This window comes from Streptomyces sp. NPDC051020 (assembly GCF_040683105.1).
GTDB lineage: Bacteria > Actinomycetota > Actinomycetes > Streptomycetales > Streptomycetaceae > Streptomyces.
This window is the reverse complement of record NZ_JBFBCG010000012.1, coordinates 52539-72021: the sequence shown is the minus strand read 5'-3', so window position 1 is coordinate 72021 and position 19483 is coordinate 52539. Positions and strand designations below refer to the sequence as shown.

Here is a 19483-nt window from a genome sequence, read left to right as displayed (position 1 = left end):
GGGGGAGTGAACGAGCCGATACCCGTGATCCGAGACGTGGACCAGGGCACCGCCAGACTCCTTCCCGACGTGGACCGGGACCGGGCCTGGCTGCTCACGGTCGACGGCGCACCCCAGTCGTACGTCGACCTCGACGATCCGGTCCACCTGGAGTTCGAGTACGCCCGACGGCTCGCCCATGTCCTGGACTGTGCCGCGGAACCGGACGCGCCTCTCGACGTACTCCACCTCGGCGGCGGCGCCCTCACCCTGCCCCGCTATGTCACCGCGACCCGGCCGGGTTCCCGGCAGGTCGTCGCTGAGGCAGACCTGGGTCTGCTCGCCCTGGTCGCCGAGCAGCTGCCGCTCCCCGACGGCAGCGGCATCACCGTGCACGGCACCGACGCCCGCGGACTGCTGGAACAGACGCCGCCCGGCACCGTCGACGTCCTGATCGCGGACGTGTTCGGCGGATCGCGCGTGCCCGCGCACCTCACCTCCGTGGAGTACGCGCAGGCGGCCGGGCGGGCTCTGCGGGACGACGGCATCTATGCCGCCAACCTCGCCGACGGCGCGCCCTTCGCATTCCTCCGCTCGCAACTGGCCAATTTCGCCGCCGTCTTCGACGAGCTCGCGCTGATCGCCGAACCGGCGGTACTGCGCGGCCGGCGCTTCGGTAACCACGTCCTGGTCGCCTCCCGCAGCCCCCTCGACACCGCGGCCCTGGCCCGCCGCTGCGCCGCAGACGTCTTCCCCGCCCGGGTCGAGCACGGCGCCGGTCTGGCCCGGCTCATCGGCGCGGCACGGCCGGTCGGGGACGCCGACGCGGTCGCCTCACCCGAGCCGCCCGGCGGCTCCTTCGGTATCGGCTGACAGCGTCTTCCCCGAAGCAACCTCGATGGTTGCCGTCCGGCGGGTCAGGTTGCGTACGTCGGGTACGAACAGCACAGCCGCCGTGCAGAGCACGACCAGCGCCGCGCAGCCCCACAACGCCTGACCGCGCCCGACCAGGTTCTCCACCGGACCGGCTACCGCGGTGGCCAGCGGCAGCATCGCCACCGATCCGAACCAGTCGTACGCCGATACCCGCGACAACTTCTCCTCCGGGATCTCCTGATGCAGGGCCGTCATCCAGGAGACGCCGAACACCTCGATGGTCACGCCGCTGACGAACATCACCGCACTGAGTCCGGCCACCGGCAGCGGCACCGCCAGCGCCGCCGACGGCAGGGCCAGCGGGAAGACGCAGAGCGTCCCGGCGAGCAGGAGCCGCCGGGGTTTCCAGCGCATCATCAGCAGCGCCCCGCACAGCGTGCCGACCCCGAACGCGGCGAGCGCGAATCCCCAGGGGCGGGCGCCGCCGAGCTCGTCCCGGGCGACCAGCGGCCCGTACACCGACTCGGCGGCACCGACCACGGCGACCACCACCGAGAACTGCGCCACGATCGACCACAGCCAGGGGCGGCCGATGAACTCCTGCCAGCCCTCGCGCAGATCGGAGAGGAGTCCGCCGCCCGGCTCCCGCGCCGGGATGTGGGCGACATCCAGGAAGGCGCGCAGCGCACCGGCCACCGCGAAGGCCGCCGCGTCGACGGCCAGCACCCAGCCCGGATTCATCGCCGCGATCATGGCACCGCCGAGCGCGGCACCACCGATGGCGGCCCCGTGCATCGACATCCGGAAGAGTGCGAAGGCGCGGCCGGCCTGTTCGCCACTGACGCTGGACATCAGCATGCCCTCGGCCGCCGGGTTGAAGAACGCCTGCCCGGTACCGCACAACGCGGTGAGCAACATCATCTGCCACAGCTTCGGGTCGCCGGCCAGGACCAGCCAGGCGAACGCGGCCTGCGAGACACAGTTGAGCGCGTTCGCCGCCACCATCACCCGGTGGCGCGGCACCCGGTCCGCGATGGCGCCGCCGATGAGCAGGAACAGCACCAGCGGCGCGGTACGGGCGGCTGCCACCAGGCCGACGTCGCCGCCGTCGCCACCGGACTGCAGAACGGCGAACGCCGCCGCGATCAACGCACCGTGGGTACCCAGGCCGGTGATGATCGCGGCGGCGGTCAGCAGACTGTAGTTGCGGCCGGCCCAGGCGGGACGGCGGATGTGGGGACGGGGGATGCCGGCAGGAGTCACCGGGGAACTATCGCTGCCGGGCCCCCGCCCTGCCAAGTGGTTTGCCGGAGCAGGGGGAGCACGTCAGGTCAGGAGGCGGTGACCTCGGTCAGCCGCACCGTGCTGAGGATCTTCATGATCGTGGCGTCCGGGAGCTCGTCCTTGACGGAGTCGGCTCCGTAGAGGACCCAGGAGGAGAAGTCACCGTTCTTGTTCTTGAAGGTGAAGGCGAAGGTCTTGCCGTCGGAGTCGCACTTCTTCTTCTTCGTGACATTGGGGGCGGTGGCCGTCACGAGGCTCCCGGTCAGGCCCGACCGGGTGGTGTACTTCTTCGCCTTGCTGATCTTGATCGTCTTCTGCGGCATGTGCTGCGCGTAGGCGGCCCATGCCCATGTCCCGGCCTCGCTGTGGGCGTTGGCGTCGGCGTCCGTGGCGCCCTCGGCGCCGCGGGTGCCCGCACTGGCCAGGCTGTACTCCTCCTTGTTGCCGTCCTTGTCCTCGTCGTCGACGCACCACTTTCTCTGGAAGTACGTCGGCGCGGAGAAGCCGATGAGCGGCGAGCCGTCGCCCTTCTTGTCGTCCTCGAAGTACGAGAACGTCCCGGGCGCCCCGACCTCCCAGTCACCGGGTACGTCGAACTGGGTGCCCCACTTGGGGTTGGTGACGACCTTCCAGCCGGCGACGAGAGGCTTGGCGTCCCCATCGGTGCCCCGAGGGTTCGGCGCTGCGGAGGACGTGTCGGCGGACGGCTTCGCGGGGGACGACGACGGCCCGTCGTCGGCGACGTCGCTGCCGTCCTTGTTCATCACCACGACGCCGGTGACCGCGGCGGCCACGACCACAGCGGTGGCTGCGACGATCGCGACGACGGTTGTCTTCTTCTTGTTGTCGCCCCCGGGCTGCGGTGCACCGGGCGGGCCCGAGACCGCGTACTGCGGCACGGTGGGCTGCTGGTACGGGTTCGGCTGCTGGTATCCCGGATGCTGCCCCGGCTGGCCGTGCTGCTGATATCCCGGCTGCTGATAGGGGTTCGGCTGCTGGTATCCCGGCTGCTGGTAAGGGTTCTGATTCTGGTTCTGCGGGTTTTGCTCGCCCCCGGGCGGCTGCTGTCCTGGCCACATGGCGAGTAACCATAGAGGGACGGTGGCCGGTCGACTACGCCCGCCCCCGTGAAGGGACGGTCAAGGCGGTGGCCACACGGATGCCGAGGGGGGCGTGCGGGCGTGATCCGGGGATGGCCAAACAGTCCTACTCGTAAGTAACCTTTGGCTCATGAGTACTGAACAGATGACAGTCGGAGACATGCTCCTCGCGACGGTTCCGATGGCCAGGACCCTCAACCTCGAGTTCATCGAGACGACTTCGGAGCGCGCGGTTGTCCGGATGCCGGATCAGGCCGACTACCACAACCACGTCGGCGGACCGCACGCCGGTGCGATGTTCACGCTTGCGGAGTCGGCCAGCGGCGCGATCGTCATCGCCGCCTTCGGGGACCAGATGTCCCGCGCCGTACCGCTCGCCGTGAAGGCGGAGATCGGCTACAAGAAGCTCGCGATGGGCGTCGTCACCGCCACCGCGACCCTCGGCCGGCCGGTGGCGGACGTCGTCGCCGAACTCGACGCGGGCAAGCGGCCCGAATTTCCTGTCGCCATCGAGATCCGGCGTGCGGACGGCGCGGTCACCGGTGAGATGACCGTCGTGTGGACGCTCCGCCCGAACGCCTGAGCGGCCTGCCTCCCCAGCTGGGCCGTCCCACCCCATCGGGGGTGCGGGGCGGCCCATCGCACTGTCCGGGCAGACGGCACGACAGGTAGGCTGCCCGCCGTGCGCCGAGGAGTTGCCCGGCGGGCGACGGCACATCAGCACGGGAGGAACCGGCGTTGCACATCCAGGAGTGGCTGGAGACAGTCCCCGCGGTCAGCGTGTACGTCCTGGTGGGCGTCGTCATCGGTCTGGAGAGCCTGGGCATTCCGCTGCCGGGCGAGATCGTCCTGGTGAGCGCGGCGCTGCTGGCCGCCGGACACAGCGGCATCAACCCGGTGATCCTCGGTGCCTGTGCGACCGCCGGGGCGGTCATCGGGGACTCGATCGGATACGCCATCGGCCACAAGGGCGGCCGGCCGCTCCTCGCCCGGCTCGGCGGGAAGTTCCCCAAGCACTTCGGCGTGGACCAGATCGCCACGGCGGAGCGGTCGTTCCAGAAGTGGGGCATGTGGGCGGTGTTCTTCGGCCGCTTCGTCGCGCTGCTGCGTATCTTCGCCGGACCGCTGGCCGGCGTCCTGCGCATGCCGTACTGGAAGTTCCTGATCGCCAATGTGCTCGGCGGCATCGTCTGGGCGGGCGGGACCACGGCGGTCGTCTACTCGGTCGGAGTCGTCGCCGAGGCCTGGCTCAAGCGCTTCTCCTGGCTCGGCCTGGTGGTCGCCGTACTGGTCGGGCTGACCTCGATGCTGGTCCTCCGGAACCGGGCCAAGAAGGCGGCGGCCCAGTCCGCCGAACGTATCGCGGCCGAGCCGGGGACGGTACCGGCAGCGGACTGAGCCCCGGCGGCCCGGCTCACCGGGCCGACCGCTCGTCCGTCACTCAGCCCTCGTGCGCCTGGCGGTGCGCCTTGGCCAGCTCCACGTACCCGACGGCATTGAACGTGATGCCCTCGAGCTCCTCCTCGGTCAGCTCGCGCTTGACCTTGGCGGGCACGCCCGCGACGAGCGAGCCCGGCGGCACCCTCATCCCCTGCGGGACCAGTGCCTGGGCCGCGATCAGCGAACCGGCGCCGATGTGCGCGCCGTTGAGGACCGTGGCCCCCATGCCCACGAGAACATCGTCCTCGACGGTGCAGCCGTGCAGTACGGCGTTGTGTCCGACCGAGACGCGCTCGCCGACCGTGACGGGGAACCCGGGGTCGGTATGGACGCTGCAGTTGTCCTGGATGTTGCTGCCGGCACCGATGGTGATGGGAGCGCAGTCGGCCCGCAGCACCGCCTGGTACCAGACGCTGGAGCCCGCTGCCAGGGTCACCTCGCCGATCACGACCGACGTCGGCGCGGTGAACGCGTCCGCGTCGATGTCCGGCTCGTGGCCGCCGATGCCCGTGATCAACGCCTGCTCTGCCATCGCCCGTTCCTCCGTGTCTGCGACCATGGTTGTCCGTTCGCGCCAGGGGAACCGTATGTGACAGCCGGGCGGCCGCCGGTGAGTGGGGTGAACATCACAAGGGGCCACGGTGACCGGCCCAGGTGCGCCGACTACGGTGAGCGAGTGCCCAAGAACAGCAACACGTTCTCCTCCCTCACCGCCTGGCGACGGCGCCTCCTGTCCCGAGCCGTCCACCGTGGCTGGCGTGCGGTACAGGAGGCCGGCGCGATCACCGCGGAACACCCGGGCGGGCTGCGGTTCGGCCGTATCGGCGAAGGGACCCGGCTGGCCTTCCCCCAAGGCACGGTCTTCGGAGAGCCGTGGATCGAGCTCGGCGACCACTGCATCATCGGCGAACAGGTCACCCTGACCGCCGGACTCATGCCGGACCTGGACCTCGGCTCGGAACCCATCCTGACCCTGGGGGACGGCGTGGTGCTCGGCCGGGGCAGCCACGTCGTCGCCGACACCACGGTGGCCATCGGGTCGAACACGTACTGCGGACCGTACGTCTACATCACGTCGACGAACCACAGCTACGACGATCCGCACGAGCCGGTCGGCCGGCAGTGGCCGCGTATGGAGCCGGTCACCATCGGACCCGGCTGCTGGATAGGCACGGGTGCGGTGGTTCTGCCGGGAGCCAGGCTCGGGCGCAACGTGGTGGTCGCGGCGGGTGCGGTGGTCCGTGGCGAGGTGCCCGACCATGCGGTCGTAGCCGGTGCGCCCGCACGCGTCGTACGGAGCTGGGACCCGGAGAAGGGCTGGCAGCCGCCCCTGCGCACACCCGCCCCGGTGCCGATCCCGGCGGGCGTGACGCCCGAGCAGCTGCTGGCCGTCGCGGAACTGGAAGACAGCTAGGGCGTGTTTCGTCTGGATCAGGCTGGATCGGGAGCCGGGTCCGGCCAGACCCGCCGGACACCCCTGGCAGGAGTCCGCCGCCTATCCGGTGGCGAGCAGCACCGTTCCCATCAGAGCCAGACCGGCCCCCGCCGCCTGCACTGTGCGCAGCCGCTCACCCAGCACCCCGCGCGCGGCCAGGGCTGTGACCACGGGATAGAGCGAGGCGAGTACCGCGGCCACGGTGACCGGGCCGTGCTGCGCGGCGATCGAGTACGTGCCGTTGGCCGCGACGTCGGCGAGGCCGACGAACGCCAGGGCGGGCAGCGAGGCCCGGATTACGGCCGCCCCTCCCACCTCGGGCAGCGCACGCCCTCCGCGGCGCACCGATACGTACAGGGCCGTACCGCCGACCGCGATATTGGTGAGGCGCTGCACGAAGAGTGCCAGGAACAGCCCGGAGACCGTCGCGGAAGCCTCCGCGATCAGCGACATCACCGTCCCGAAGCCGAACGCCGCTACCAGGGTCAGCATCACCGCCCGACGCCGGACCGGTGCCCCGCGCAGCTCCGGCCCGCCCGCCAGCACAATGCCCACGACCGCCACGGCAACGCCCGCGAACTGCAGCAGACCGGGACGCTCGCCGACGATCAGTCCGACACTCACCGGCACGGCGACGCCCAGCGATCCGAGCGGGGAGACGACCCCCATCGGACCGAGCGCCAGCGCCTTGTAGAAGCTCAGCATCGCGACCGGCCCGACCGCGCCCGCCGCGACGGCGAACCAGAGTTGCGGTCCTGCCTCGCTCCAGCCGCCGGTCGCGACCACGACGACGCCCAGCACGAGGGCCGCCACGGTCTGCGAGACGACGACCACCGTGAGCGCGGGTACACGTCGCGTGAGCAGCCCGCCGCCGAAGTCGGCCAGCCCCCACAGCAGGCTGGTGGCCAGGGCGAACAGTGCTGTCATGGATACCTCGCAGTACAGTGCGATGAACGAGTGGGTGCACCACACCGTAGTGCAGTATTTTTGACTCTGTCATCCAGAATATTGGACGGAATGTGTCTGACCTCGACCAGCTCACGCAGTCGCTCGCGCGCAACCTCAAGCGCTGGCGCGGCGAACGCGGCTTCACCCTGGATGCCCTCGCCGCCCGCGCGGGCGTCAGCCGAGGCATGATCATCCAGATCGAGCAGGCGCGCACCAACCCGAGTGTCGGCACCACCGTCAAGCTCGCCGACGCGCTGGGTGTCAGCATCACCACCCTGCTCGACTACGAACAGGGTTCCCCTGTGCGGCTGGTGCCCGAGAGTCAGGCGGTGCGCATGTGGTCCACCGAGGCGGGCAGCTCCACGACCCTCCTCGTCGGTACGGAGGCCAGGGGTCCCCTCGAACTCTGGTCCTGGCGCCTGATGCCCGGCGAGGGCAGCACCTCCGACCCGCATCCCGAAGGTGCCGTCGAACTCCTGCACGTCACCACGGGCGTACTCACCCTGGTCGTCGACGGCGAGGCGCACTCCGTACCCGCAGGCACCTCCGCCACCTTCGAGGCACACCACCCGCACGCCTACCGCAACGACGGCGCCGAGCCCACCGAGCTCACCATGGCGGTCTCCATCCCTCCGGCACGCTGAGTTCGCCGACGAGACGGCCAACCGGGCCCCGCACAGGCCTTGTTGAGACCGGCCGACAATTCGGGGGGCGGCGTCACGGGGCTGGGGCGCCCACCTTGCGGCGTTGGTGGTCGATCGGGAGTGGGTCCTGATCGGCAGCGGGAGCCGCCGGGGCAAGCTGATCGTCCCGGGCAAGGCCCTGGCGTCGCTGCCGAACGCGGTGCTTGTCGAGGGGCTCGGCGTCCCGGTGGGCTGAGCCCGAAGGCCTTCGGTGATTTGGTTCAACGTTTTTGGTTGAACCGGCTGACCCGGCCCGCGCTCTGCGGGAGGCTTGGCCGAGTCGTGTGCCGTGTCCGGGTCCGGGTCCCTGTGGGCCGAACGGTGGCTGACCGCTAGCTCGAAAGGGTGCGATGTGTTCTCGGCCGAAACCCGGGAGTCCAACGGGAAGTTTCAGTGGCCGGAGACATGCGTGCACGCCTATCGATGCGCCATTTGCCCGCCTTTAATCATATTTACCCCGGCAATGGGGAATGGAGATCTGCACCCATCGGTGACATGCGTGTCACCGATGGGTCTCCATCGACATGAGAGGTTTAGATGAACACTAAACTCGTCTCGGCGGCCGTCAGGCCGGGACTCACCCCGCGGCTTCCGGCCGCGCCTCGGGTGCCGCTCGCCAAGCGGGCGGCCGTCCAGAGCGGCGGGGCCCTGCCCGCATCGCTCAGTCGGCTGCTGTCGACCGACGCCGGGGCGAGCCCGCTGGTGATCGCAGCCTTTCAGTCGTCGGTCTGAGTAGCCGGACAGAATTCCGCCATGGACCGGCCGTCGCCCTCACTGAGCCAATTCGTACTGAAGATGCACAGCCGCTGTGATCTCGCGTGCGACCACTGCTATGTGTACGAACATGCGGACACGAGTTGGCGCGGCCGGCCCAAGGTGGTGTCCGAGGACACCCTGGTCAGGGTGGCGGACCGGATCGCCGAGCACGCCCGGACCCACCGACTGCCGGCCGTCCACGTGGTGCTGCACGGCGGGGAGCCGCTGCTGGCCGGCCCGGACCGACTGCGCCGCGCGGCCGACGAGCTGTCCCGCGCACTGGACGGCGTCAGCGCACTCGATCTGCGCATCCACACCAACGGTGTGCTGCTCGACGAGAACTTCTGCGAGCTGTTCGCCGAGCTCGGCATCAAGGTCGGCGTCTCGCTGGACGGCGACAAGGCCTCCAACGACCGTCACCGCCGCTACGCCGACGGTCGCAGCAGCCATCCCCAGGTGTTGCGTGCCGTCGAACTGCTCAACCGTCCCGCCTACCGGCGGCTTTTCGCCGGTCTGCTCTGCACCATCGATGTGCGCAATGACCCGATCGCCGTCTACGACGCACTGGTCGCCCTCGACCCACCACGCATCGACTTCCTTCTGCCGCACGCGACGTGGGACGTGCCGCCGCTCCGCCCCGGGGACTCGGCAACGCCCTACGCGGACTGGCTGGTCACCGTCTACCGGCGCTGGGACGCAGCGGGCCGGCCGGTCCCTGTACGGATCTTCGACTCCGTTCTGCGTACCCTGCGCGGCGAGAGCAGCCTTACCGAATCCCTCGGCCTGGCACCGGCTGATCTCGTCGTCATCGAGACCGACGGCACGTTCGAGCAGGCGGACAGCCTGAAGACGGCCTATGACGCCGCGCCCGCCACAGGCATGGATGTCGTCGCCAACACGCTCGACGACGTGCTCCGTCACCCCGGCATGCTTGCTCGGCAACAAGGCCTCCAGCAGCTGAGCAAGGAGTGCCGCGCCTGTCCGGTCGTCAACTCCTGTGGCGGCGGCCTCTATGCCCACCGCTACCGGACCGGCAGAGGCTTCGACAACCCGTCCGTGTTCTGTCCCGATCTGATGGAACTGATCATGAATATCCGCGACCGGGAGACCTCGGCGCTCACTCCGTCGGCCGGTCGTGCCGAGCCCCTCGACGTCGTCCAACTGGACGATCTGGCCACTGGTTTCGGTAGCGCGGAGACGGTGAGCCGGCTGGCCGCCGCCCAGCTGGAGCTCAACTGGGACCTGCTGGCCGCCGTGAGTGAGCGCGCCCCGCGGACCGACCGGACAGCCACGACAGCATGGCAGCTGATGGTCGACCTGGACGTCAGAGCACCCGAGGCGCTGGACGCGGCGGTGGCTCACCCGTACACGCGGCCCTGGGCCCTGCGCATTCTGGAGGGCCGAGCTCCGCAGACCATCGCGTCCGGCCTCGCGGAGATCGCAGCTGTCGGTGCGATGCGGGCGCGCCAGGGGGACACGGTCGCGGTGCCCGTGCGGGGCGGGCTGCTTCGGCTTCCGAGCCTCGGTTCGGTGATTCTCCCCGACGAGGCATCCGTCGCCGAGGTGACGGCGGACCCGCAGGGCTTCACGGTCCGGGCGATCGGCCGCGAGATGCGCGTCGGCTGGGACGAAGGTCTGGACGGCATCCCCCCGCACTGGCAGCCCGTCCGGATCGTGGAACGGCCCGGCTGGTCCGTCGCTCTGGAGGACACGGATCCCTTGCGCGACAGCCACCAGTGGCCGGTGTCCGATCGGCTCTTTGTGGGCGAGGCGAAGGCGTGGGCGGAGGACCTGTCCGAGGCCTGGTCACTGATCCAGCGTGAACTGCCTGGTTACGCGCCGGGCGTGGCAGCAGGACTCCGGGTCCTTACCCCTCTGCACGCGCCGGACGGCAGCGATGTCAGTGCCGCCTCCAAGGAGGCGTTCGGGGCGGTTGCGGCGGCGCGGCCCGAGACGCCCGATCTGCTGGCCCTGCTGATCGTCCACGAGTTCCAGCACGTCAAGCTGGGAGCGGTCCTGGACAGCTTCGACCTGCATGAGCCCGTCGGCGACCGTCGGTTGTTCTACGCCCCCTGGCGCGACGATCCTCGACCGCTGGACGGTCTGCTCCAGGGGGCGTACGCGCATATCGCGGTGACGGACTTCTGGCGCGTAAGGAGACTGACCACGCAGGGACAGGCGGCGCGCGCGGCCGAGGCTCGGTTCGCCCGGTGGCGGGAGCAGACCGTCGGCGCCGTGGAGGTGCTTGCCGGATCCGGCCTCCTGACGCCGCTCGGCGACCGCTTCGTCGCCGGGATGGCCCGCACGGTCGAGAAATGGTCGGCGGAGGACGTCTCACCCGCCGCGTCGGCGGAGGCCAGACGCTCCGCCGCACGACACCGCGCCGACTGGGAGGCGCGCAATCCGGCACATGCCACGCACCCCTGACCGCACCCAGGTTCAAAAATGACAGATATGGCGGTAATTGATTGATCGACAGCGACATTCGCCTGTCTGGATCAACAATTAGGCGCGTTAGTGCTGTTCCGTCGATGATTCTCTACTTCCTAGACTGAGGTCCCACACGTGGACCGGGGGAGACGTTGGATCTTGAGACAGCAGGGGTGCGGGGAGCTGAGCCAAGACCGTACTTCTTTCTCAGTTACGCCCATACGCCCAGGAACGATCCAAAGGACAAGGACCCGAATCTGTGGGTCGAGCGGTTCTACCGGGACCTGTGCGCCCATGTTCTTCAACTGACATCGCTGCCCGCCGGGGTGCCCGCCGGCTTTCTGGATCAACAGATGCAGCCGGGCGAAGGATGGCAGGAGCGGCTCTCCGAATCCCTTGCGTACTGCAGGGTCTTCGTGCCGCTCTACTCGCCGCGCTATTTCCTGAGCGAACAGTGCGGACGTGAGTGGTACGCATTCTCCAGCCGCGCGGTCCATAACCAGGCGGCGCGGAGCAATGGCAGTCAGATGTCCGGAATCGTACCGGCGCTCTGGGTCCCCGTACCGCCGCGCCAACTGCCGCAACCTGCCGAGCGGCTCCAGTTCAACCATGCGACCTTCGGCGACGATTACGCCGACGAGGGGTTCTACGGACTGATCAAGCTGCGCTATCTGCGCGACCAGTACGAACGCGCCGTCTATCTCCTGGCCAAACGCATAGTCAAGGTGGCGGAACAGATCCGGATGCCCGAGGGTGATCCCCACCAGGACTACGCCTCCGTGCCCAGTGCATTCGGGCCACCGGGGCGGGCGCGGCAGATGGAGATCTCGGTCCTTGCCTGCTCCCATTCCGATCTGCCGGCGGACCGCGCCCCCGACTGCTACGGACCGGCCCAGCGCGACTGGAACCCCTACCACCCCAAGTTGTCCAGGCCGCTGGCCGACCACGCCGTCGACCTCGTCCGCAATCTCGACTACCAGGTAAGGGTGGGGGACTTCGAGACCGAGGCGGAACGGCTGCTGGGAAGTGACCGCCCGATGGCCCCCGGGCTGCTCCTCCTGGACCGCTGGGCCCTCGACGCGCCCCACCGCAGGGAGCTGGTGCGGCGGTTGGGCGAAGTGGCACGGCCCTGGATCAGCGTCATGGTGCCCTGGAACCGTGACGATCCCGACTCCGGCCGTCGCGAGTCCGAACTGCGTGCCGTGACCGAAGAGGCGCTCGAACCGCGTTCCGAAGAGGAGAGCGGTCACCGGTCCCACGGCGGAGGTGTTCCCACGCTTGAGGCGTTCAGCCAGGAACTGCCCGGCGCGGTGAGGGCCGCCGAACGGCACTACGCGGCCCACGCGGAGACCTTCCCTCCGGCGGGTGGGAGCGGAAGGATCCCCAGACTCCTGTTGGACGGCGTCGGTTATGGCTCAACGAGCGATTTCGTTCCACCTGTTCACGGCAAGGTCCACGACAAGGGCGGCGCCGACGACGGCGAAGCCTCCGAGGGGGAGGATCCATCGAATGACCGAGAACCGTGACGGGACCGTCGTCACCTTCTACTCGTACAAGGGCGGTACCGGCCGCACCATGGCACTCGCCAATACCGCCTGGATCCTCGCGGCGAACGGCTATCGAGTCCTGGCCGTCGACTGGGACCTCGAAGCGCCCGGGCTGCACCGGTTCTTCCACCCCTTTCTCGATCTTTCCGATCTGGCCGCCACACCCGGACTGATCAATCTGATCACCGAATACCAGGAAGAGGCCCGCAGGCCCGCACCGCGTGATCCGGACTGGCACCGTGAATATGCCCGGGTCAGACCGCATGCGACCTCGCTCAACTGGGCATTCCAGCACGGTGGAAGCCTCGACTTCCTCTCTGCGGGCCGTCGCAACCGGGACTATTCGTCGACCGTCGGCAGGATGGACTGGGACGATTTCTACGAGCGTTACGGCGGCGGCCAGTTCTTCGATGCCATGCGCGCCGACATGCAGAAGCACTACGACTTCACCTTGATCGACAGTCGGACCGGCCTCAGTGATATCGCCGACATCTGCACCGTTCAGATGCCTCAGGTACTCGTGGTCTGTTTCACCCTGAGTGACCAGAGCATCGAGGGTGCGTCCGCCGTGGCCCGCGACATCGAGGAACGATTCCACGACAAGCACATCCGCATCCTTCCCGTGCCGATGCGGATCGACGACGGGGAGAAGGAGAAGGCCGACGCCGGACGGGCACTTGCGAAGGACAGCTTTCCCGGCTTCCCCAGCGGACTCGGCAAAGAGGAACTCGCCAACTACTGGGGAACGGTGGAGATCCCCTACCGGCCCTTCTACGCGTACGAGGAGATCCTGGCCACCTTCGGGGACGCCCCCAACATCACCAGCTCCATGCTCACGGCCTGCGAGCGGCTCACCTCGGTGCTCACCGAGGGGCGGGTGAACACATTGCCGCCCATCGACGAGGCGGAACGGCTGGCCTATGTGTCCGCCTACACCCGTCGCAGGCCGGTGCCGCCGTCGAACATCGTCCTCACCTATGCGGCGGAGGACCAGATGTGGGCGGACTGGCTGGAAGCCGTCCTGCTTCGCGCAGGGTTCAATGTCATGCCCGTCGATGTCCGTACCCCCCATACGGCGTGGACCGAAGCGGAGTGGGCGTCGTCCGGCGCCTACCGCATCGTCCCGGTCGTCTCGCAGGCGTACCAGAGTTCGAGTCTTGCCCGGAGCCTGTGGGAGTCGGTCCTGGGCTTCGACCCCTCGGACAGCCGACGCCAGCTCGTCCCGGTCCGGATCAGTGACGTACGGCTGACGCTTCCGCTCAACAGCCGGGGCATCGTCGATGTGGCCCGGCTGGACGAACGCGAAGCGGCCACCGCGGTGCTCACCGCCCTGGACCGGACCGAATCCGCCGACGGGCCTCCGGTCGCGCCCGGCGGGCCCCGGTTTCCCGGAGCCGTCCCCGGGGTGTGGAACGTGCGGCCCCGGCACGCCTGGTTCACCGGACGCGGCTCGGTCCTGGAACGGCTGCGCGACCAATTACGCGGCAGCCGCCACTCGAACCAGCACCTTCCGCAGGTCCTGTACGGGCTCGGCGGCGTCGGCAAGACGCAGGTTGCGCGGGAGTACGCGCACCGGTTCCGGGCCGACTACGACCTGGTGTGGTGGGTCGAGGCCGAGCAGCCCGACCGGGTGGTGTCGTCACTGGCGGAACTGGCCGAGCGGATGGGCCTGCGGGCCGGTGAAGTGGTCGCCGAAGCGGCCAGGGCGGCGCTGAACGCTCTGCGCAGTGGAGTGCCGTACGCCCGCTGGCTGCTGGTCTTGGACAATGTCGAGGACCTCGACCAGGCACTCGCACTCTTTCCGGACGAGACCGGTCCGCTCTCCTCGGGTCTCTACGGTCATATTCTCGCCACCTGCCGCAACAAGCCGATATCCAGCCGGGTGGAGGCGGTGGAGGTCGAGGTCTTCACCCGCGCCGAGTCCGTGGAACACCTCTGTCGAAGGGTCCGAAAGCTGCCCCCGCGCGACGCGGACCGGGTGGCCGAAGCAGTCGGCGACCTGCCCCTGGCGGTGGAGGTGGCGGCAGCCTGGCTCGCCGAGACAGCGACCCCGGTCGACGCCTACGTCGAACAGCTCAAGGAGCAGAGCACCAAAGTGCTCTCGCTCGGCAGGCCCGAGGACTACGCGCAGAAGATCGGAGCGACCTGGAACATCTCGATCGCCCGGCTGCGCGAGGAGTCCAGAGCGGCGGCCCGCCTGCTGGAACTGTGCTCGTTCTTCTCCGCCGAGCCGATCTCGATGACGCTCATCGGCAGCGACTCGATGTTCCGGTCCTTGCTGCCGTACGACCCCGATCTCCGGGAGCGGTACATGCTCGGCAGGGTCATCCAGGCACTCAACCGCTTCGCCCTGGCCAAGGTCGACCCGGCGGACAGCAGTATTCAGATCCACCGCCTCGTACAGGCCGCCGTCCGGGCCGGGCTGAGCGCCGAGGAGCGCAAAACGGCGGTGCACGAGGTGCACCGCATCCTGGCGGAGGCCCGCCCCGCCCAGGGAGCGGACCAGGACAACCCGGTCAACGATCCGCAGAGCTGGCCGGCCTTCGAGCTGATCTGGCCGCACCTCGGCCCGTCGGGGATCGCCGACTGCGACGAGGCGGAGGCCCGGCAGCTCATGGTCGACCGGATCCGGTACCTCCTCAAGCGAGGGGATCTGGAGAGCGCCCGGGTGCTGGGCACCCAGCTCAACACTGCCTGGACCCAGGAGCTGGGCGAGGACGACCTGCAGACCCTGAATCTCCGCTTCGAACTGGCCAACGCCCTCCGTGCCCAGGGCCGTTACCAGGAAGCGCGGACGATGGACGAGGACACCCTCGCCCGGCAGACCCGGCTGCTGCGCGAGGACCACCCCAGCCTGCTGATCACCACCGGCAGCCTGGCCGCCGACCTCCGGGCACTCGGCCGGTTCGACGAGGCGCTGGCCCGGGACCGGAAGATCCATCACGTCATGGGCGAGACGTTCGGGGACATTCACCCGCGCACCCTCGTCGCCGCCCACAACCTGGCCATCGACTACCGCCTGACCGGCGACAGCGAAGCCGCGCGCAGGCTCGACGAACTCACGGTGGAGCGCCGCAGCACGCTGCTCGGAGTGGACCATCCGTACACGCTGACCACCAAGGGACACCTGGGCCGGGATCTGCGGGAGACCGGGGAGTACGTGTCCTCGGTACAGATCCTGCGCGAGGTCAAAGCCGCATTCGAGCGGGTCCTCAACGCGGATGTGCCGGAGGCGCTGCGTACCGCGAAGAGCCTGGCCGTGTCGCTCCGCAAGGCCGGACAGCCGCACGAGGCGAAGCGGCTGACGGAGGAGACGTACAACCGCTACCGCGAGCGGTACGGAACGAAGGTTCCGGACGCTCTGGCCTGCGGGCTGAATCTCGCGGCCGACTTCTCCGCCCTCGGTGACAGGCAGGCGGCGCTCGATCTTGCCAACCAGGCGCTCGAGGGTTACCGCAACACGCTCGGGGACGAGCACCCGTTCACCCTGGCCTGCCGCAACAACGTCGCCATCTACCTGCGCGGCATGGGCGCGGCCGGGAAGGCGGCGAAATGGGGCGAGGAGGTCCGGGCTGCTCTGGAGGAGAGCCTGGGCGCGCAGCATCCCTTCACCCTCTGCGCCGCGATCAACCTGGCCAACGCCTATGGCGACCTGAACCGGCCCGAACCGGCCGAGAGGTGGGAACGAGCGGCCCTCGAAGGGCTGTTGGGCCGATACGGACCGAACCACCCGGACGTGCTGGCCTGCCGCTCCAACCTGGCGAACACCCTGCGCGCGCTGGACAGGGAGAGCGAAGCCGAGCAGCTGCGCGCCGAAGTTGTGTCCCTGGCCGTCGAACACCTGGGTGTGGACCATCCCATCGCGGTGGCGGCCCGCACCTGGCGGCGCATCAACCGGGATCTGGAGCCGCAGCCTGTGTGAGCGCGGGGCAGGGGGCGGGATCCGCGAGGACGGCCGGTCTGTGCGTGCGGTACGGACCGGGTCGTCCTGGGAGCCGGCGCGGCGGCCGCGGTCACCCGGTGGCCCAGCTGAGCACGCGCGTCAGCACGCGCAACGAGCCGAAGTGCGCCGCACCGCGCTCCACCACCAGCTCCGCGCCCGGGATACGCTCCGCGAGCCACCGGGTGTGCTGCACCGGGGCGAAGACATCGTCCTCGCCGTGCCAGAGCAGCACGGGTGAAGTGATGTCCTCAGGACGGAACTCCCAGTCCTTACTGAACGACATGACATCGTCGACCCAGCCGTCGGCGGAGTTGCGCAGACCCTCGGCGAAGTTACGGACCAGCATGGCCCTGATCCCGGTGTCCGACACGATCCCGCGGTCCGAATCGGGCAGCCCACGGTGCATGTCGGCGACCGAACCCATCGGGTCCGCCCGGATCGACGCGGACCGGCGCTCCAGGGCGGCCGTCAGCTGGTGGTGGCCCGCTGCGGCATTGATGTATTCACGCACGTTCGATTCGGTCATTCCGTCGAACCAGTCGAGGCCCTGGGCGTCACGCGGCGCCAGCCCCACCAGCGCGGCGGTGCGCCCCGTGCGCTCCGGCAGCAGCGCGGCACAGGCGAGCGCGTGCGGTGCCCCACCGGACCGGCCGACCACCGCGAACCGGCCGATGCCGAGGGCGTCCGCGATTGCGGTGACGTCCGCGGCGACATGGGCCACCGACCGGCGAGGTAATCGGTGTGAGGCACCGTACCCGGGACGGTCGTACGTGATGAGATGGATGCCCAGCCGGTACAGGACGGAGCTGCGTGGGGCCGGACCGAGTCTGCTGCCCGGCGTGCCGTGGAGCAGGAAGACCGGCTTGCCGTGCGGATTGCCGTAGTGCTCCACGGCCAAAGCGCGACCGTCCTCCGTGTGGATCAGCTGCTCCATCCGGTGCCTCCCCGTAAGGCCGATACACGGTAAGTGTGAGCGCAGGCAGACGTCTTGGTATATACACGCACAGGCCTTCTGCCCAGTGGCGGCCGTGCCGACGCGCCGCTACACCCGCTCCTTCCGCAGTGATGGAAGCCGGCGGGTCGCGAAGTCGACCGCGTCGGTGAAGCCGAAGAGGTGGGCGGTTGCCGAGCCCACCGGGCCGGTGCGTACCGCTGCGCCGTTGTCAGTGCGGGCGAACTCCGCCCCGAGCGCGGCGAAGTCGCTGTCGTCCAGTGCCACGTCCTCGTACTCCCACCAGTGGCGCCTGCCCCGGGTGGTCACCACGCAGCGGTAGGTGCGGCGCGGCGGGGCGGGGGCGCGGTACTCGCCGAGGTGGAACGCGGTGCAGGAGTCGAAACCGGTGCCCAGCAGCAGCACCTGAGCCCGTACGTCGTAGAGGCAGCCCAGCGGCGAGTCCTCCCCGAGGTGACAGTCGGGGCGGTGGTGCGCGACCAGCTTGCCGGCGAGGGGACCTAGGGCGGCGAACGAGGTCTGGGGGTGGCTGCTGCGTGCCGCCCCCGGGGCCAGCCGCACGGTCTCCGCGAGACGGCCCATCGACGGTGCGGCCGTGGTGGCGGGGTCGAACGGCGGCATGCTCGCGCGGACCGCCTCCCGGGCGTGGTCGGTGAGGCCGCGGACCCGGTTGCGGTACTGGGGGGAGGTGTCGGAGTTCTCCGGTGTGAACGACGGGACGATCAGGGTGCCGTCCTCGCCGAGCGCGTCCCGCAGCGCACCGATCACGGCACCTGCCCCGCCGCTGACCGCTCCCACCGCCCGCATCGACGCATGCACCAGGAGGACGCTGCTCCGCTCCACGCCGAGCCGGGACAGCTGACCGGCCAGCCGGCTTCGGCGGTGGGCGACGTTCACGGCACTCGGCGCACTGATGACAGTCACAAGGGGGCATTCTCCCAGCGGAGTGTTATGTGTGATACCCCGCACATTCGGCCGAGGGGTGGTATGCCGCTTATCGGTCCAGAAGGGGTATTTCAATCGCCGGGCAGTGGTCCATCACCATGTCGAGTCCGGCCTCCCGGGTGCGTTCGTACGCAGCGTCGTCGATCACGCCGAGCTGGAACCAGACCGCTTTCGCGCCGATCCTGACGGCCTCGTCCGCGACGGCGCCCGCCAGTCCGCCGTTGACGAAGACATCCACGACATCGACCGGGAACGGGATGTCGGACAGCGACGCGTATCCCTTCTCGCCGTGCACCCGTTCCGCCTTGGGGTGCACCGGGACCACGCGCTTGCCGAATTGCTGGAGGACCGCGGCAACGCGGTAGGCCGCGCGCGACTCGTTGTCGGACAGTCCGACCACGGCCCAGGTGTCGCCTGTGTCCAGGAGAATCCTGCGGATCGTCTCTGCGGCCTCTGCTGCGTCTGCGTACATGATCCGGACAACGGACCGGGGCCGTGGGCCATTCCCGCTGCTGCGCATAGGGTGGACGGATGCAGGAGCAGTACCGGACAGTCGCCCGAGCGGGCGTGCACGAGACCGAGATCAACCGATCGCGCTTCATCTGCGCGCTCGCCCCCGCCGCCACCGAGCAGGAGGCGCAGGATTTCGTCGCACGCATCCGCAGGGAACACCCGACCGCCACCCACAACTGCTTCGCGTACGTGATCGGCGCCGACGCCTCCGTACAGAAGGCCAGTGACGACGGGGAGCCCGGCGGCACCGCGGGCGTGCCCATGCTGCAGATGCTGATGCGCCGGGAGATGCGGTACGTCGCCGCCGTCGTCACCCGCTACTACGGCGGGGTGAAGCTGGGCGCCGGAGGGCTCATCCGGGCGTACGGAGGAGCGGTCGGCGAGGCGCTCGACGAGCTCGGCACGATCACCCGGCAGCGGTTCCGGCTCGCCACGGTCACTGTCGGCCACCAGCGGGCAGGCAGGCTCCAGAACGATCTGCGCGCCACGGGACGGGCCGTCCGGGAAGTCCGGTACCAGGAAGCGGTGATCATCGAGGTCGGGCTGCCGGACGCGGATGTCGAGGACTTCCGGCGCTGGCTGGCCGATACGACGGCGGGTGAGGCGCTGCTGGAGCTGGGCGGCGAGGCGTACGGCGACACCTGAACGCGCG

Annotated in this window: 18 protein-coding genes; 11 read left to right on the top strand and 7 right to left on the bottom strand. The window is 69.4% G+C overall.

Features of this window, described 5'->3' with window-relative positions:
• Nucleotides 1–6: 6 nt before the first annotated feature.
• Nucleotides 7–852: a fused MFS/spermidine synthase gene (locus AB0N06_RS09385; protein ID WP_366134091.1), complete on the top strand. Its 846-nt coding sequence runs from the start codon at nucleotides 7–9 to the stop codon at nucleotides 850–852.
• On the opposite strand, the gene AB0N06_RS09380 is transcribed toward AB0N06_RS09385, so the two are convergent.
• Both AB0N06_RS09380 and AB0N06_RS09375 read right to left on the bottom strand, forming a co-directional pair.
• Nucleotides 814–2118, bottom strand: coding sequence for an MFS transporter (locus AB0N06_RS09380; RefSeq protein ID WP_366134090.1), 1305 nt, complete (start codon nucleotides 2116–2118; stop codon nucleotides 814–816). The genes AB0N06_RS09385 and AB0N06_RS09380 overlap by 39 nt on opposite strands.
• Before the next feature lie 68 nt (nucleotides 2119–2186).
• Complete coding sequence (locus AB0N06_RS09375; protein ID WP_366134089.1) at nucleotides 2187–3218, bottom strand: hypothetical protein; 1032 nt, start codon at nucleotides 3216–3218, stop codon at nucleotides 2187–2189.
• A 166-nt stretch (nucleotides 3219–3384) separates the two neighbouring features.
• Between AB0N06_RS09375 and AB0N06_RS09370 the strand changes: the two genes are divergently transcribed.
• A complete protein-coding gene (locus tag AB0N06_RS09370) occupies nucleotides 3385–3822 on the top strand; it encodes a DUF4442 domain-containing protein (RefSeq protein ID WP_366134150.1) in 438 nt (145 codons plus the stop codon).
• A gap of 155 nt (nucleotides 3823–3977) precedes the next feature.
• Nucleotides 3978–4637 (top strand): DedA family protein, encoded by a 660-nt coding sequence (locus AB0N06_RS09365; RefSeq protein ID WP_366134088.1) that lies wholly within the window; start codon nucleotides 3978–3980, stop codon nucleotides 4635–4637.
• Between the two features lie 43 nt (nucleotides 4638–4680).
• Here the strand turns inward: AB0N06_RS09365 and AB0N06_RS09360 are convergent, their stop codons facing one another.
• A complete protein-coding gene (locus AB0N06_RS09360; protein WP_366134087.1) occupies nucleotides 4681–5211 on the bottom strand; it encodes a gamma carbonic anhydrase family protein in 531 nt (176 codons plus the stop codon).
• 144 nt (nucleotides 5212–5355) lie between these two features.
• Between AB0N06_RS09360 and AB0N06_RS09355 the strand changes: the two genes are divergently transcribed.
• Nucleotides 5356–6093 (top strand): acyltransferase, encoded by a 738-nt coding sequence (locus tag AB0N06_RS09355; protein WP_366134086.1) that lies wholly within the window; start codon nucleotides 5356–5358, stop codon nucleotides 6091–6093.
• A gap of 81 nt (nucleotides 6094–6174) precedes the next feature.
• On the opposite strand, the gene AB0N06_RS09350 is transcribed toward AB0N06_RS09355, so the two are convergent.
• Nucleotides 6175–7041 (bottom strand): DMT family transporter, encoded by an 867-nt coding sequence (locus AB0N06_RS09350; RefSeq protein WP_366134085.1) that lies wholly within the window; start codon nucleotides 7039–7041, stop codon nucleotides 6175–6177.
• A gap of 92 nt (nucleotides 7042–7133) precedes the next feature.
• Between AB0N06_RS09350 and AB0N06_RS09345 the strand changes: the two genes are divergently transcribed.
• The 6 genes from AB0N06_RS09345 to fxsT all read left to right on the top strand — a co-directional run bounded on the left by AB0N06_RS09345 (nucleotide 7134) and on the right by fxsT (nucleotide 16400).
• Entirely contained in the window at nucleotides 7134–7706 is a 573-nt protein-coding gene (locus AB0N06_RS09345; RefSeq protein WP_366134084.1) for an XRE family transcriptional regulator, read from the top strand.
• Nucleotides 7707–7809: 103 nt separating this feature from the next.
• Entirely contained in the window at nucleotides 7810–7941 is a 132-nt protein-coding gene (locus tag AB0N06_RS09340) for a hypothetical protein (RefSeq protein WP_366134154.1), read from the top strand.
• Nucleotides 7942–8282: 341 nt separating this feature from the next.
• Nucleotides 8283–8477, top strand: a complete 195-nt coding sequence (locus AB0N06_RS09335) for a hypothetical protein (RefSeq protein WP_366134083.1) — start codon at nucleotides 8283–8285, stop codon at nucleotides 8475–8477.
• Between the two features lie 21 nt (nucleotides 8478–8498).
• The gene (locus tag AB0N06_RS09330) at nucleotides 8499–10928 is read left to right on the top strand and encodes an FxsB family cyclophane-forming radical SAM/SPASM peptide maturase (RefSeq protein WP_366134082.1); all 2430 of its coding nucleotides are present in this window, start codon (nucleotides 8499–8501) and stop codon (nucleotides 10926–10928) included.
• Between the two features lie 155 nt (nucleotides 10929–11083).
• Nucleotides 11084–12457, top strand: a complete 1374-nt coding sequence (locus AB0N06_RS09325) for a TIR-like protein FxsC (protein ID WP_366134081.1) — start codon at nucleotides 11084–11086, stop codon at nucleotides 12455–12457.
• Entirely contained in the window at nucleotides 12441–16400 is a 3960-nt protein-coding gene (gene fxsT, locus AB0N06_RS09320; protein WP_366134080.1) for an FxSxx-COOH system tetratricopeptide repeat protein, read from the top strand. Before AB0N06_RS09325 ends, fxsT begins: the two co-directional genes overlap by 17 nt.
• A 91-nt stretch (nucleotides 16401–16491) precedes the next feature.
• Here the strand turns inward: fxsT and AB0N06_RS09315 are convergent, their stop codons facing one another.
• From AB0N06_RS09315 to AB0N06_RS09305, 3 genes are all read right to left on the bottom strand, one after another.
• The gene (locus tag AB0N06_RS09315; RefSeq protein WP_366134078.1) at nucleotides 16492–17355 is read right to left on the bottom strand and encodes an alpha/beta hydrolase; all 864 of its coding nucleotides are present in this window, start codon (nucleotides 17353–17355) and stop codon (nucleotides 16492–16494) included.
• Between the two features lie 108 nt (nucleotides 17356–17463).
• A complete protein-coding gene (locus AB0N06_RS09310; protein WP_366134149.1) occupies nucleotides 17464–18288 on the bottom strand; it encodes an AAC(3) family N-acetyltransferase in 825 nt (274 codons plus the stop codon).
• A gap of 79 nt (nucleotides 18289–18367) precedes the next feature.
• Nucleotides 18368–18790, bottom strand: a complete 423-nt coding sequence (locus AB0N06_RS09305; RefSeq protein ID WP_366134077.1) for a CoA-binding protein — start codon at nucleotides 18788–18790, stop codon at nucleotides 18368–18370.
• 59 nt (nucleotides 18791–18849) lie between these two features.
• Between AB0N06_RS09305 and AB0N06_RS09300 the strand changes: the two genes are divergently transcribed.
• Nucleotides 18850–19476: a YigZ family protein gene (locus tag AB0N06_RS09300; protein WP_366134076.1), complete on the top strand. Its 627-nt coding sequence runs from the start codon at nucleotides 18850–18852 to the stop codon at nucleotides 19474–19476.
• Nucleotides 19477–19483: the final 7 nt, after the last annotated feature.

Excerpts from the sequence above, each read along its gene's own strand:
- AB0N06_RS09375 (WP_366134089.1), bottom strand. The coding sequence starts at position 3,218 with ATGTGGCCAGGACAGCAGCCGCCCGGGGGCGAGCAAAACCCGCAGAAC.
- AB0N06_RS09370 (WP_366134150.1), top strand. The coding sequence starts at position 3,385 with ATGACAGTCGGAGACATGCTCCTCGCGACGGTTCCGATGGCCAGGACC.
- AB0N06_RS09360 (WP_366134087.1), bottom strand. The coding sequence starts at position 5,211 with ATGGCAGAGCAGGCGTTGATCACGGGCATCGGCGGCCACGAGCCGGAC.
- AB0N06_RS09350 (WP_366134085.1), bottom strand. The coding sequence starts at position 7,041 with ATGACAGCACTGTTCGCCCTGGCCACCAGCCTGCTGTGGGGGCTGGCC.
- AB0N06_RS09335 (WP_366134083.1), top strand. The coding sequence starts at position 8,283 with ATGAACACTAAACTCGTCTCGGCGGCCGTCAGGCCGGGACTCACCCCG.
- AB0N06_RS09330 (WP_366134082.1), top strand. The coding sequence starts at position 8,499 with ATGGACCGGCCGTCGCCCTCACTGAGCCAATTCGTACTGAAGATGCAC.
- fxsT (WP_366134080.1), top strand. The coding sequence starts at position 12,441 with ATGACCGAGAACCGTGACGGGACCGTCGTCACCTTCTACTCGTACAAG.
- AB0N06_RS09315 (WP_366134078.1), bottom strand. The coding sequence starts at position 17,355 with ATGGAGCAGCTGATCCACACGGAGGACGGTCGCGCTTTGGCCGTGGAG.
- AB0N06_RS09305 (WP_366134077.1), bottom strand. The coding sequence starts at position 18,790 with ATGTACGCAGACGCAGCAGAGGCCGCAGAGACGATCCGCAGGATTCTC.
- AB0N06_RS09300 (WP_366134076.1), top strand. The coding sequence starts at position 18,850 with ATGCAGGAGCAGTACCGGACAGTCGCCCGAGCGGGCGTGCACGAGACC.